This window comes from Gordonia sp. BP-119 (assembly GCF_016924115.1).
GTDB classification, from domain to species: domain Bacteria; phylum Actinomycetota; class Actinomycetes; order Mycobacteriales; family Mycobacteriaceae; genus Gordonia; species Gordonia hongkongensis.
The window spans coordinates 82,591-96,596 of the sequence record NZ_JAFFZF010000004.1 but is presented as its reverse complement, the minus strand read 5'-3'; the positions used below and the strand labels follow the sequence as shown (position 1 = coordinate 96,596).

General features: G+C 69.2%; 11 protein-coding genes. All 11 read left to right on the top strand.

Going from position 1 to position 14,006, the window contains the following annotated elements:
• The first annotated feature begins 31 nt into the window (after positions 1–31).
• The 11 genes from JW364_RS04240 (at position 32) to proB (ending at position 14,000) form a co-directional block, all read left to right on the top strand.
• Complete coding sequence (locus tag JW364_RS04240; protein ID WP_082652852.1) at positions 32–649, top strand: molybdenum cofactor guanylyltransferase; 618 nt, start codon at positions 32–34, stop codon at positions 647–649.
• Positions 650–744: 95 nt separating this feature from the next.
• Positions 745–3,408, top strand: coding sequence for a valine--tRNA ligase (locus JW364_RS04235; RefSeq protein ID WP_139115598.1), 2,664 nt, complete (start codon positions 745–747; stop codon positions 3,406–3,408).
• Positions 3,405–4,937: a folylpolyglutamate synthase/dihydrofolate synthase family protein gene (locus JW364_RS04230; protein ID WP_068972581.1), complete on the top strand. Its 1,533-nt coding sequence runs from the start codon at positions 3,405–3,407 to the stop codon at positions 4,935–4,937. Before JW364_RS04235 ends, JW364_RS04230 begins: the two co-directional genes overlap by 4 nt.
• Positions 4,934–5,323, top strand: coding sequence for a DUF4233 domain-containing protein (locus JW364_RS04225; RefSeq protein ID WP_058250055.1), 390 nt, complete (start codon positions 4,934–4,936; stop codon positions 5,321–5,323). Before JW364_RS04230 ends, JW364_RS04225 begins: the two co-directional genes overlap by 4 nt.
• A 225-nt stretch (positions 5,324–5,548) precedes the next feature.
• The gene (locus tag JW364_RS04220) at positions 5,549–6,028 is read left to right on the top strand and encodes a hypothetical protein (protein WP_374100786.1); all 480 of its coding nucleotides are present in this window, start codon (positions 5,549–5,551) and stop codon (positions 6,026–6,028) included.
• Positions 6,029–6,038: 10 nt separating this feature from the next.
• The gene (gene ndk, locus JW364_RS04215) at positions 6,039–6,455 is read left to right on the top strand and encodes a nucleoside-diphosphate kinase (protein WP_058250057.1); all 417 of its coding nucleotides are present in this window, start codon (positions 6,039–6,041) and stop codon (positions 6,453–6,455) included.
• Between the two features lie 428 nt (positions 6,456–6,883).
• On the top strand, positions 6,884–10,390 hold the full coding sequence (locus tag JW364_RS04210; protein WP_068972580.1) for a translation initiation factor IF-2 N-terminal domain-containing protein: 3,507 nt from the start codon (positions 6,884–6,886) through the stop codon (positions 10,388–10,390).
• 283 nt (positions 10,391–10,673) lie between these two features.
• Positions 10,674–10,985, top strand: coding sequence for a 50S ribosomal protein L21 (gene rplU / locus JW364_RS04205; protein ID WP_004019625.1), 312 nt, complete (start codon positions 10,674–10,676; stop codon positions 10,983–10,985).
• Positions 10,986–11,023: 38 nt separating this feature from the next.
• Entirely contained in the window at positions 11,024–11,287 is a 264-nt protein-coding gene (rpmA, locus tag JW364_RS04200; protein ID WP_004019626.1) for a 50S ribosomal protein L27, read from the top strand.
• A 95-nt stretch (positions 11,288–11,382) separates the two neighbouring features.
• The gene (obgE, locus tag JW364_RS04195; RefSeq protein ID WP_068972579.1) at positions 11,383–12,852 is read left to right on the top strand and encodes a GTPase ObgE; all 1,470 of its coding nucleotides are present in this window, start codon (positions 11,383–11,385) and stop codon (positions 12,850–12,852) included.
• Entirely contained in the window at positions 12,849–14,000 is a 1,152-nt protein-coding gene (proB, locus tag JW364_RS04190) for a glutamate 5-kinase (protein ID WP_068972578.1), read from the top strand. Before obgE ends, proB begins: the two co-directional genes overlap by 4 nt.
• Positions 14,001–14,006: the final 6 nt, after the last annotated feature.

The following is a 14,006-nucleotide window of genomic DNA, read 5'->3' as shown; positions in this document are numbered from 1 at the left end:
CGATGTGACTCAACACGGATCGGATACCTCGGTGCTCGCCGGCCTGGTGCTGGCGGGCGGACGTTCGCGACGGATGGGCAGCGACAAGGCCGCGCTCGACTGGGACGGTGAACCCATGCTCGCGCGAGTGGTGCGGGTGGTGTCCCAGCGCTGCGATCCGGTGCTGGTCGTCGCGGGCGAGACGTCCGCCGCATTCCGCGGCGTCGACGACATCCGCGACCGGGCGGCGCCGGGGATCGACTCGTCGAAGGTGCACTGGGTGACCGACGAACAGGAGGGGACGGGTCCGCTCGGCGGGCTCGTCGCAGGCCTGTCCGCAGCGGCTGCCGCGGGTGCCGAGTTCGCGTTCGTCTGTGCCACGGACATGCCGCTGATCGCTCCGGAGCTGATCGACGAGCTGCGGCTGGGGCTGACCGACTCGACCCAGGCGGTCATCGCCCACGACGCCCAGCGGGATCATCCGATGGCGGGGATCTACCGCACGGATGCCGCGGCGATGATCGCGGATGTCGTCGCCGGCGGTGAACGGCGCATGCTGGGCGCGATCGAGGCGCTCAACACCCATCGGGTGGGGATCTCCGATCCGGACTGGCTGGTCAACGTCAACGCGCCTGAGGACCTGCACAGATTGCGCGTCTCTGCGGGTTAGCACGAAGCGCTCGGGCGCGGACGGGTCCCGGGCGAGGTCCGGCCCGGCGAAAACATAGAATAGCGGCCGTGACATCACCCGACCAGACATCCGCGTTGCCCGAGACAGCGTCGCCCCGGACTGCCGTACCCGAGACCGGGTTGCCGAAGTCCTGGGACCCCGCTGAGCACGAGGCGTCGCTCTACCAGGGCTGGGTGGACGCCGGGTACTTCACCGCGGACGCGGCGAGTGACAAGCCGCCGTTCTCCATCGTGATCCCGCCGCCGAATGTCAACGGCTCGCTGCACATGGGCCACGCCTACGAGCACGTCCTGATGGACGCGCTCTCGCGTCGTCGTCGGATGCAGGGCTACGAGGTGCTGTGGCTCCCCGGCATGGACCACGCGGCGATTGCGATGCAGACGATGGTCGAGCGCAAGCTCGCCGCCGAGGGCAAGACGCGCGACGACCTCGGCCGGGAGGCGTTCATCGACCGGGTGTGGGCCGAGAAGGCCGAGATCAGCGGCAACATCGGCGAGCAGATGCGCCGGCTCGGCGACAGCGTCGACTGGTCGCGCGAACGCTTCACGATGGACGAGGGCCTGTCGCGCGCGGTGCACACCGTCTTCAAGAAGATGTTCGACGACGGGCTGATCTATCAGGCTGAGCGCCTCGTCAACTGGTCGCCGGTCCTCAAGACCGCCGTCAGCGACATCGAGGTGAGTTACGCCGACGTCGAGGGCGAACTCGTCAGCTTCCGTTACGGGTCACTCGACGACACCGAGCCTCACATCGTCGTCGCGACGACCCGACTCGAGACGATGCTCGGCGACACCGCGATCGCGGTGCACCCCGACGACGAACGGTATGCCCACCTGGTCGGCACCGCACTGCCGCACCCCTTTGTCGACCGGATGATCCCGATCGTCGCCGACGATTACGTCGACCCCGAATTCGGTAGTGGCGCAGTCAAGATCACGCCGGCACACGACCCCAACGACTTCGCGCTCGGTCAGCGACACAACCTGCCGATGCCGACGATCATGGACGAATCCGCCCGGATCGCCGACACCGGAACCGAATTCGACGGCATGGACCGCTTCGAGGCGCGTGTCAAGGTGCGCGAGGCGCTGGCCGAACAGGGCCGGATCGTGAAAGAGGTGCGTCCGTACCCGCACAGCGTCGGGCATTCGGAGCGCACCGGCGAGCCGATCGAACCGCGCCTGTCGATGCAGTGGTGGGTGGCGGTCTCCACGCTGGCCGCGGCGGCCGGCGACGCGGTGCGGGACGGGTCCACGGTGATCCACCCGAAGTCGATGGAGCCGCGCTGGTTCAGCTGGGTCGACGACATGCACGACTGGTGTATCTCGCGTCAGCTGTGGTGGGGTCACCGCATCCCGATCTGGTACGGACCCGACGGCGAGGTGGTGTGCGTCGGACCCGACGAGCAGGCCCCCGAGGGTTACGTCCAGGAGACCGACGTCCTCGACACCTGGTTCTCCTCCGGGCTGTGGCCGTTCTCCACGATGGGCTGGCCCGATCAGACCGCGGATCTCGAGAAGTTCTATCCCACCTCGGTTCTCGTCACCGGGTACGACATCCTGTTCTTCTGGGTGGCCCGCATGATGATGTTCGGCACCTACGTGGGCAAGGATCTGGGTCCGGGCAACGAGATCCCGTTCCACAACCTGTTCCTGCACGGCCTGGTGCGCGACGAGCACGGCCGCAAGATGTCGAAGTCGAAGGGCAACGGCATCGACCCGCTCGACTGGGTGGAGCGCTTCGGGGCCGACGCCCTGCGCTTCACGCTCGCCCGCGGTGCCAACCCCGGTTCGGACATCTCGGTCGGCGAGGACCACGCCCAGTCGTCGCGCAACTTCGCCACCAAGCTCTACAACGCCACCAAGTTCGCGTTGATGAACGGCGCGAAGGTCGGCGAGCTCCCCGACGCCGAGACGCTGACCGACGCCGACCGGTGGATCCTCGGCCGGCTCGACGAGGTGCTCGCCGAGATCGACGCCGGGTTCGAGTCCTACGAGTTCTCGAAGGCATGCGAGGCGCTCTACCACTTCGCGTGGGACGAGGTCTGCGACTGGTACCTCGAACTCGCGAAGGTGCAGTTCGCCGAGAACGACGAGAAGCGTTCGGAAGCAACGTCGCTCGTGCTGGGCGCGGTCCTAGAGCCGTTGCTGCGCGCGCTGTCGCCGGTGATGCCGTTCGTCACCGAGGTGCTGTGGAAGGCGCTCACCGGGGGTGAATCGCTCGTGGTCGCCCCCTGGCCGACCACTTCCGGACGCGATTGGTCGTCGGATTCGGCCGCCCGCGTGGACGATCTGCAGCGACTGATCACCGAGGTGCGGCGTTTCCGCAGCGATCAGGGTCTCCGTCCGGGCCAGCGCGTCGCCGTGCAGTTCGACGGACTCGGCGAAGCCGGGCTCGAACACCTGCTGCCGTACGTGACCTCCCTCGCGCGCCTGGACCCGGCCGGTCCCGACTTCGGCGCGACCGCGACCATCGAGGTCCGCCTGAGCGTGGCCACCGTGGTCGTCGCGATCGACACCTCGGGCACCGTCGACGTCGAAGCCGAACGCAAGCGGCTCGCCAAGGACCTGGCGGTGGCCGAGAAGGAACTGTCGACGACCTCGGCGAAACTGGGCAACGAACAGTTCCTGTCCAAGGCGCCCGACCACGTGGTCGCCAAGATCCGGGACCGTCAGCGGATCGCGACCGAAGAGGTCGAACGGTTGAACGCGAAGCTGGCGAGTCTGGCCGGCGCGTGAGCGACGACACCGGTTTCCCCGAAGAGGATCCAGCCGTCCTGGGAATGGATGCGGCAGGCGACCCCCTGGGTCTCTCGGCGATCCTGGGGGAGGACGAACCCGATCCGGACGCCGAGCCGGCGCGGCTGCGCGTCACTGACAGCGCCGACGATCTCGCCGAACTCGCCGAGGTCGAGGCCGAGCTCGACACCCGGTGGCCCGAGACCAAGATCGAGCCGTCGCTGACCCGCATCGCGACGCTCATGGATCTGCTCGGATCCCCCCAGCACGGATACCCCGCGATCCACATCGCCGGGACGAACGGCAAGACGTCGGTCACCAGGATGGTCGACGCGTTGCTGTCCGCGCTGCACCGGCGCACGGGCCGGATCACGAGTCCGCACCTGCAGCGCGTCACCGAGCGGATCTCGGTCGACGGCAAGCCGATTCCGGCACGCACCTACATCGACACCTATCGGGAACTCGAGCCGTACATCACCATGGTCGACGATTCGTCGACAGCGGCGGGTGGACCCCGGATGAGCAAGTTCGAGGTGCTGACCGCGATGGCGTATGCGGTCTTCGCCGAGGCGCCGGTGGACGTCGCCGTCGTCGAGACGGGCATGGGCGGTCGATGGGACGCGACCAACGTCATCGACGGCACGGTCTCGGTCATCACACCGATCGCGATGGACCACGCGGACTATCTCGGCGACACCCTGACCGCCATCGCGGGGGAGAAGGCCGGCATCATCAAGCCCGCCGAACCCGATGCGGCCGGCACCGTCGATCCCGTCACGGTGATCGCCGAACAGAGCCCCGAGGTGATGGACGTCCTGCTGCGCGCGGCCGTCGATGCGGGCACCATCGTCGCCCGCCAGGGATCGGAGTTCGCGGTCCTCGACTCGGTCATCGCCGTCGGTGGGCAGATGCTCACCATCCAGGGCCTCGGCGGTGTCTACGACGAGATCTTCGTGCCGCTGCACGGTGCACATCAGGCGGCCAACGCGGCGCTGGCGCTCGCGGCGGTGGAGGCGTTCTTCGGTGCGGGCGCCGATCGTCAGCTCGACATCGACGCGGTGCGTACGGGTTTCGCGTCCGTCGCCAACCCCGGACGGCTCGAGCGACTGCGCAGCGCCCCGACGGTGTTCGCCGACGCGGCGCACAATCCCCACGGAGCCGCGGCGCTGGCGCAGGCGCTGGCCGAGGAGTTCGACTTCCGTCGACTCGTCGGCGTCATCGGCGTGCTGGGTGACAAGGACGCCCGCGGAGTCCTCGAAGCCCTCGAGCCGGTGCTCGACGCGGTCGTCGTCACCGACAACGGGTCGCCACGGGCCCTGGAGCCCGAGACGCTCGCGGAGTACGCGCGGGAGGTGTTCGGCGAGGACCGCGTGGTCGTCAAACCCTTCCTGCCCGACGCCGTCGAGGAGGCCATCGCACTGGCCGAGGAAGCCGACGGCGAACGCGTGTCCGGTGCGGGCGTGGTCATCACCGGGTCCGTCGTGACCGCCGGTGCCGCGCGAACACTCTTCGGTAAGGAACCCTCATGACCCGGTACACCCCACCCACGAACGATCCGTGGAAGGGGCTCCGCGGCGTGATGGCCGGCACGATGATCCTGGAGGTCATCGTCGTGATCCTGGCGTTCCCTATCGTGTGGCGCCTCGGCGACGGGCTGACCTGGTTGTCCGGCGGATACCTCACGCTCGTCGTCATCGCGATGATCCTGGCCGCCGGGATGCAGGGCCGGCCGTACGCGATCAACCTCGATCTCGGCCTGCAGGTCGTCCTGATCATCGGGGGGCTCTTCCACTGGTCGATCGCGGTGGTGGGAGTCGTCTTCGGGTCGGTCTGGCTGTACATCCGCTACATCAAGGCCGACGTCGAGAAACGGGTCGAACGCGGGATGCTGCCCGGCCAGGAGCCGATCGAGTAATCGGTCCGGCGGCCACGGCCGTCTCGCCGCCGGCTGTCCGACCAGCGGTGTTCTCGTTGCTCAGGGCGGGGTTTGGTGGCCGCAAGACCTGTGGCCGGACCGTTATCGCCGAACCCGGGCGGCCAGGTGGGCTTGCTGTAACAATGGCCCATGCCGCGGGGGCCGACAAGTCGATCCTCGCAGCTTGTCGAACCCCTTCTCGAGACACCCGATGTGAGGACATACGTGCAGTTCCAGCTCTTCCGGACCACCTCCGCCCGAACCCGACGCCCCGTGCTCCCCGTCGTCGTCCTCGCGGGCGCGGCGCTCGCACTGACCGTCCCGGCCACGGCGGCGGCCGAACCGGAGCAGGACCAGGCACCCATCGGGATCGCGAACCTCATACCCGCCGCGGACGCACCTGTTCCCGTCGGTCCGGGGGAGTACAGCTATGTCGCCACCCACGAGATCACCCAGCGTGCCGCGACCATGAAGGCGCCCGAGGCCATCGCCAGCCTCCCGGTGCCCGCCAGTACCGGCCCGCGAATCTCGGTCTGGCGCAACAGTTCGATCTCGCGCTCGCCGGCGCGCTCGCCTCGCCCGGCGGCTGTCTGCAGGTGGTCGTCGATCCGCGCTCGCGAACCGGCAGCCTTTTCGACTACGGCTTCTTCCCGGTCGCCGGCGAGTACTGCTCCTGACCGGTACGTGACCGTAGCCGGTCGATAGGGTGTCAGTCGTGACTGAACGCACTCTCGTACTCATCAAGCCGGACGGCGTCGAACGCAACCTCGTCGGCGACATCATCAGCCGTATCGAGCGCAAGGGCTTGACCCTGGTGGCTCTCGAACTCAAGACCGCGAGCGACGAGGTCGCTCGCGGGCACTACGCCGAGCACGAGGGCAAGCCGTTCCACCCCTCGCTGCTCGAGTTCATCACGTCCGGTCCGCTGGTCGCGGCCGTTCTCGAGGGGCCCCGCGCGGTGGCGGCGTTTCGCCAGATCGCCGGCGGTACCGACCCGGTCGAGAAGGCCGTGCCCGGAACGATCCGTGCCGACTTCGCGCTCGACACCCAGTACAACCTGGTCCACGGGTCCGATTCGCCCGAATCGGCACAGCGCGAGATCGCTCTCTGGTTCCCCGGACTCGAGGGCTGAACGCGAGCGCCTCGGCTCGACGCGCAACGTCAAACGCTCATCCTTTGCGGTCATCCGACCGCGGTGTGGGATACTTGCACAGTTATCGCCGACACACTTTGTCGACGACGACCGGATGACGCGCCCCGGTACCGGCGCGTCGCGGTGCGGCACTGACGCACCGCGACGCCACGGAACCGCAGCTGACCCCACCGAGTTCGCCCTGCTGCCAGCGGGCGAACACTCAGGTTCCGCCTGTGCCCGGTGGCGTGGAAAGCGATCAGGGACGCGGTCATCGACACAGCAAGAGCGTCGTCAGACGACCCGTGAGACGGACCGCCGCGACGACGCGCAGACCACACAACACCGGTCCGACGAGGACCGGGACACAGAGCAGACCCTCGCGTGGCCGCGTCAGCCCGACGCGCCCGGGGGTTCGAGGAGACTGAGTGACCGACAACGGGTCGCCGGCTGACGCGAACGCAGCGTCGGAATCGGCGGAAGAATTTCCCAGCAAACTTCGTGTGCACGCCCTGGCCCGCTTCCTGGGCCTCACGAGTCGACAGGTTCTGGCTCACCTGGCGAATCTCGGCGTGCAGACCCGCAGCCCGCAATCCAGCGTCGATCGTGACCTGGCGAAAGCCGTGGCCGAACGGGTGCGCTCCGGCGTCGACGAGACCGGCGAGACGCCGCCGCAGGCCGCCCCGGCCGGCGACGCGGCTCTGCCTGACGCCGCTGCCGACACGACGCCGGCCGAGGCCCCTGCCGACACCCCGCCGACGGACGCGGCACAGGCCGAGGCGGCATCGGTCGAAGCCGCACCAACCGAGGCGGTGTCCGCCGAAGCGGCGCCCGCCGACGACGCACCGACGGCCGAAGTCGCATCGACCGAGGATGCTGCACAGACCACCGCCGACGACTCGCCCGCGGCACCGACCGCAGCCCCGACGTTGTTCTCGGCCGCCCAGTACGACGCACCGGTGGCGACCCCGGCCGCGGAGACCGACGCCTCGACCGGCGCGCAGCCGCTGTTCCTGCAGCCTCAGGCCCCGGCCGACAAGCCCCGCGCCGCCCGCTCGGGTCGTGCGAAGACCCGCGCTGAGACGGGCGCGAAGGACGAGTCGGCGGACACCCCGGCAGACGAGTCCGTCGCTGCCGAGACCTCGACCTCGACATCAGCGGACGCGCCCGCCCGCTCGGACAGGTCGAGAGCCGATGATTCGACTGCGGCCGACCGGGACGCCGACGTCTCGACCCCTCACGAATCCGGCGCCGACGACGCCGATGATTCCAACGCCGATGATTCCAACGCCGATGATTCCGGGTCGGGCCGGAGTCGCCGGCGTCGACGCGGACGTCGTGGACGCGGGCGCGGTAGGGGAGACCAGGGGGGCGACTCTGATTCGGACACGGATGAGTCCGACGCCGAGGCGTCCGATGCCGACGAGTCGACCGGTGACGGGGCAACCGATGCCGACACGGACTCGGAGGACACCACGTCCGACGAGTCGGCCGAGGACTCGCGCTCGGAGGAGGGCCGTCCGTCGGGCAAACGCACCCGCCGCCGCAGCCGTCGTTCGGGTGCGGACAAGGCGGAGGACTCCGAGGCGTCCGGCGCCACGGGCGACCGCGCCGACGAGTCCGGTGACGATGCCGACTCCGCCGACGCCGAAGACGCATCCGATGACGACGACTCCGGTGACTCCTCGTCGACTCGCCGCCGCCGTCGCCGTCGCCGTCGCAAAGGTGGCGGCGAACCCGATGAGGCGTCTCCCGACGATCCGCCGAACACGGTGGTGCACGAGCGCGAGCCGCGCAGCAAGCGCGCCCGCGACGAGGTGCAGGGCATCTCGGGGTCGACCCGACTCGAAGCCAAGCGTCAGCGCCGGCGCGACGGGCGCGATGCCGGCCGGCGTCGTCCGCCGATCCTGACCGAGTCGGAGTTCCTGGCACGCCGTGAGGCGGTCGACCGCGTCATGGTCGTCCGAGAGCGCAGCGCGAACAGCCGCATCTCCGGCAACGACGGGCACGAGCACGCCGCGGTCGAGGACTACACGCAGGTCGCGGTCCTCGAGGACGGTGTCCTCGTCGAGCATTTCGTGACGACCGCGACGTCGTCGTCGATGGTCGGCAACATCTACCTCGGACGCGTCCAGAACGTCCTTCCGGGTATGGAAGCCGCATTCGTCGACATCGGTCGCGGACGCAACGGCGTGCTCTACGCCGGTGAGGTCAACTGGGACGCTGCCGGACTCGACGGCGGTTCGCGCAAGATCGAGCAGGCGCTCAAGCCCGGCGACAACGTGCTCGTCCAGGTCAGCAAGGACCCGGTGGGTCACAAGGGCGCCCGTCTGACCACGCAGATCTCCCTCGCCGGCCGCTACCTGGTGTACGTGCCCGGCGGTTCGTCGACCGGGATCAGCCGCAAGCTGCCCGACGTCGAGCGCAAACGTCTCAAGCAGATCCTGGCGAAGCTCGTCCCCGACGAGGCCGGGGTCATCATCCGCACCGCGTCGGAGGGAGTCAGCGCCGAGGAACTCGGTGCCGACATCGCCCGCCTCGAGTCGCAGTGGAAGTCCATCGACGAGGCGGTGGCCCAGGCCAAGAAGGGCGGGTCGTCGAGCCCGAAGCCGCTGTACGAGGAGCCCGACCTCCTGGTGCGCGTCGTCCGTGACCTGTTCAACGAGGACTTCAAGAAGCTCGTCGTCGAAGGTGACAAGGCCTGGAACCTGGTCGAGGGTTACGTCAGCTCGGTGGCCTCGGATCTCATGGAGCGGGTCGAGAAATTCGACAAGCCGCACGCCGACGCGCCGGATTCGTTCGTCGTGCACCGCATCGACGAGCAGCTCGCGAAGGCGCTCGACCGCAAGGTGTGGCTGCCCTCCGGCGGCACGCTGATCATCGAGCACACCGAGGCGATGACCGTCGTCGACGTCAACACCGGCAAGTTCACCGGCTCGGGGGGCAACCTCGAGGAGACGGTGACGCGCAACAACCTCGAAGCCGCCGAGGAGATCGTGCGGCAGATGCGGTTGCGCGACATCGGCGGGATGATCATCGTCGACTTCATCGACATGGTCCTCGAGTCGAACCGGGATCTGGTGCTCCGCAGGCTCACCGAGGCGCTCGCTCGTGATCGCACCCGTCACCAGGTGTCCGAGGTGACCTCGCTGGGCCTCGTCCAGATGACACGTAAACGTCTGGGAACCGGTCTGCTGGAAGCGTTCTCGACCACCTGCACCGCCTGCAGCGGTCGAGGCATCATCGTGCACGCGAATCCCGTCGAGGTGAAGACCGACGACTCTTCGCGTGGCGACGGTGCCGGTTCGAAGCGGTCCCGTCGAGGCAAGAAGAAGGCCGACGCGCAACCGGAGGCAGTCGCCCCGGCCGTCGCGCCCGCTCACAAGCCGGCCGAACACCCGATGTTCCGGGCGATGGCGGCGCACGCGCACGACGACGAACACGACCAGGAGTCCGGCGCGACCACCGACGGTGACACCACGAGTCGGGCCGAGGACGCGCCGAAGCCCGTCGTCGAGGCGTCGTCGCCGCAGCAGACGGCCGACAGCCGGGTGGACACCGCTGTTGCCGAGCCGACCGAGACCCTGCCGTATCCGGTGGCGACGGAACCGGCTGAGATGGATTCGGCTGGGACGGAATCGGCTGAGTCCGAACCTGCGGCGGTCGAGACGGAGCCAGAGCCGGCCGGCTCGGCCACCGACGGACAGGCTCCGGCGGCCGCACGGCGTCGTCGACGGGTCGTCCGGCGTCCGGCGCAGACGACCACACCGCCGGACACCGTGGTGATGACCGCGGCGGATGTCGCTGCGGAGACGCCGGTGACGACCTCGGGTCCGGTCTCCACCGGGAACTCGGAGGCGGCGGTCGCGGTACGGCGCCGGCCGCGCAAGCGCAGCGCGGGCCGTCCCGCGGGACCGCCACCGGCCGACGACTGATCCGGGTGACCGGGCCGCGTCGGACCCGGGTCGGGCTAGTTTGACCCGACCGCCGACGTTCCCGTAACCTTGGAAAGTCGCCTCCCGCGGAGGGTCTGCGCTGTTCTGCCCGCTTCGGCACAGCAACGGTGCGTAGTCCGTCGGCAGGCCCTCTGGTGCGAACCGCAGCTTCCCCGGCCACATGCCCGGGTGCCCTGCGGCCCGCCCCGGCACGCACAACACAAACGCCCCAGGAGCGCTCGCGCCCCCAGGGTCCGAGTAGACGAGTAAGAGGAATACTTCGATGGCAACGTACGCGATCGTCAAGACCGGCGGTAAGCAGTACAAGGTCGCTGAAGGCGACACTGTGAAGGTCGAGAAGATCGACGGAGAGATCGGCAGCACGGTGAGCCTGCCGGTCGCGTTGGTCGTCGACGGGTCGAACCTGACCACCGATGCCGACAAGCTGGCCAAGATCTCGGTCACCGGCGAGGTCGTCGACCACGTCAAGGGCCCCAAGATCCGCATCCACAAGTTCAAGAACAAGACCGGCTACCACAAGCGCCAGGGTCACCGTCAGAAGCTGACGGTCCTCAAGGTCACCGGCATCAAGTAGTTCGACCCGCTTCGAGAAGACCTCAGGAGGACTGACACATGGCACACAAGAAGGGCGCGTCCAGCTCGCGCAACGGTCGCGATTCCAACGCCCAGCGACTCGGCGTGAAGCGCTTCGGCGGCCAGCAGGTGAGCGCAGGTGAGATCCTGGTCCGCCAGCGCGGCACCAAGTTCCATCCCGGCGTCAACGTCGGTCGCGGTGGCGACGACACCCTGTTCGCGCTCGCCGCGGGCGCGGTGGAGTTCGGCTCCAAGCGTGGCCGCAAGACGGTCAACATCGTCCCGGAAACCGCTTCGGTCTGACCTGAGCAACCGGCACGACAAGCTCTTACACAGGGCGGGCAGGGTCATCGCGTACCCCGCCCGCCCTGTTCTTTTTTGACGGAAGAAGGATTTCGATGTCTCGGTTCGTCGACCGCGTGACCATCCACGTCGCCGCGGGGAACGGCGGCCACGGCTGCGCGTCGGTCCATCGCGAGAAGTTCAAGCCTCTCGGCGGACCCGACGGCGGAAACGGCGGCAACGGCGGGTCCGTGCGGCTCGTCGTCGACCCCCAGGTGCACACGCTCCTCGACTTCCACTTCCACCCGCACGCGAAGGCCTCCAACGGCAAGCCCGGGGCCGGAGACAACCGCGACGGCGCCACCGGCGGCGACCTCGTCCTCAAGGTTCCCGACGGCACGGTCGTCCTCGACGAGCGCGGCACGATCCTCGCCGATCTGGTCGGCGAGGGGACGGTCTTCGAGGCCGCGCAGGGGGGCCGCGGCGGGCTGGGGAACGCGGCGCTCGCGTCGAAGGCGCGCAAGGCCCCCGGCTTCGCCCTGCTGGGCGAAGAGGGGCAGCAGCGTTCGCTGGTCCTGGAACTCAAGTCGGTCGCCGACGTCGGGCTCGTCGGTTTCCCGTCGGCCGGCAAGTCGTCGCTGGTGTCGGTGCTCTCGGCCGCCAAGCCGAAGATCGCGGACTACCCGTTCACCACGCTGGTCCCGAACCTCGGGGTCGTGCAGACCGCGGGCGACGTGTTCACCATCGCCGACGTCCCCGGTTTGATCCCGGGCGCCTCGACCGGCCGCGGGCTCGGCCTCGAGTTCCTCCGCCACCTCGAGCGCTGCGCGGTGCTCGCGCATGTCGTCGACTGCGCCACACTGGAACCCGGGCGCGACCCGATCTCCGACATCGATGCGCTCGAAGCCGAGCTGGCCGCGTACGTCCCGGCACTCGACGACGACCACGGACTCGGCGACCTCGCCTCCCGCCCCCGCGTGGTGATCCTCAACAAGCTGGACGTACCCGACGCCGCCGAGCTCGCCGACCTCGTCGAACCCGAACTGGCCGAACGTGGTTGGCCGGTGTTCCGGATCTCGGCGGTCGCCCACGAAGGTCTGCGCGAGCTCACCTTCGCACTGGCGCGGATGGTGCGCGAATACCGAGATGCCCAGCCCGCCAAGGTCGCCCGGCGCGCGATCATCCGCCCCAAGGCCGTCGACGACACCGGCTTCACGATCGAGACCGACCCGGACAACGAGGGCGGCTTCATCGTCCGGGGTTCGCGCCCGGAGCGGTGGATCGCGCAGACGCAGTTCGACAACGACGAGGCCGTCGGCTACCTCGCCGATCGGCTCAACCGGCTCGGCGTCGAAGACGAACTGGTGAAGCGGGGTGCACAACCGGGTGCGCCCGTCACCATCGGTGCGGTCACGTTCGACTGGGAACCGTCCACGCCGATGGGCGACGACGTCCCAGTCACCGGGCGCGGCACCGACATCCGGCTCGATCGTTCCGATCGCGTCGGCGCCGCCGAACGCAAACAGGCGCGTCGCCTGCGGCGCGGGCTGCCGGACGAGGACGGCGGGGAGCGGGACCTCCCGTGAGCACCGGTTCCGCCGACCGCGTTCACGAGGGGTCGGTACGCGACCGGATCGCGCACGCGCGCAGCGTGGTCGTGAAGATCGGCTCGTCGGCACTCACCGACCTCACCGAGGGACTCGACCGCAACCGCCTCGACGCACTGGCCGACGCGCTCGAGGCCCGGATGCGGGCCGGCTCGGATGTCATCGTCGTGTCCTCGGGGGCCATCGGGGCCGGGATCGCCCCGCTCGGACTCAAGAAACGGCCCACGGATCTCGCCACCAAGCAGGCGGCGGCAAGCGTCGGGCAGCTGGCCCTCGCGCATGCGTGGGGTACGTCGTTCGCGCGCTACGGCCGCACGGTGGGTCAGGTCCTGCTCACCGCCGACGACATCTCCAACCGTAGTCACCACGCGAATGCCCAACGGACACTTGACCGTCTGCGTTCACTCGGCGCCGTGGCGGTGGTGAACGAGAACGACACCGTGGCCACCAACGAGATCCGTTTCGGGGACAACGACCGGCTGGCCGCGCTCGTCGCCCACCTGTCGGGTGCCGATGCGCTCATCCTGCTCTCCGACGTCGACGGCCTCTACGACGGTGATCCGCGCCGGGTCGACGTCGACGGCCGTCGCGCCCGGTTGATACCCGAGGTCAACGGCCCCGAGGATCTCGACGGGGTGATCGCCGGCTCCGGCGGCGCGCTGGGTACGGGTGGCATGGCCTCCAAGCTGGCCGCGGCCCGCTTGTCGGCGGATGCCGGCGTGCCCGTATTGCTGGCGGCCGCCTCGTCGGCGGCGCAGGCGCTGGCCGACGCCTCGGTGGGCACGGTGTTCGCCGCCCGGCCCGAGCGGCTGTCCGCGCGTCGGTTCTGGGTGCGTCACGCCGCCGACGCGCGGGGTCGGATCGTGCTCGACGACGGCGCCGTGGACGCGGTGTCGCGCAGGCGGCGTTCACTGCTCGCCGCGGGGATCGTCGGGGTCACCGGCAGGTTCTACGAGGGCGACGTCGTCGAACTCGTCGACCAGTACGACACGGTGCGGGCCAGGGGAGTCGCGGCCTACGGCGTCGACGACATCGCGTCGATGGTCGGCCGCTCCACCGGCGACCTCCCACCTGAACTACAGCGTCCGGTGGTGCACGCCGACGATCTGGTGGTCGTGGGCCGCTGACCAGAG

What these genes read in the sequence shown, in the direction of transcription:
- obgE (WP_068972579.1), top strand. Translation starts at nt 11,383, where the DNA reads ATGTCTCGGTTCGTCGACCGCGTGACCATCCACGTCGCCGCGGGGAAC.
- JW364_RS04225 (WP_058250055.1), top strand. Translation starts at nt 4,934, where the DNA reads ATGACCCGGTACACCCCACCCACGAACGATCCGTGGAAGGGGCTCCGC.
- rplU (WP_004019625.1), top strand. Translation starts at nt 10,674, where the DNA reads ATGGCAACGTACGCGATCGTCAAGACCGGCGGTAAGCAGTACAAGGTC.
- rpmA (WP_004019626.1), top strand. Translation starts at nt 11,024, where the DNA reads ATGGCACACAAGAAGGGCGCGTCCAGCTCGCGCAACGGTCGCGATTCC.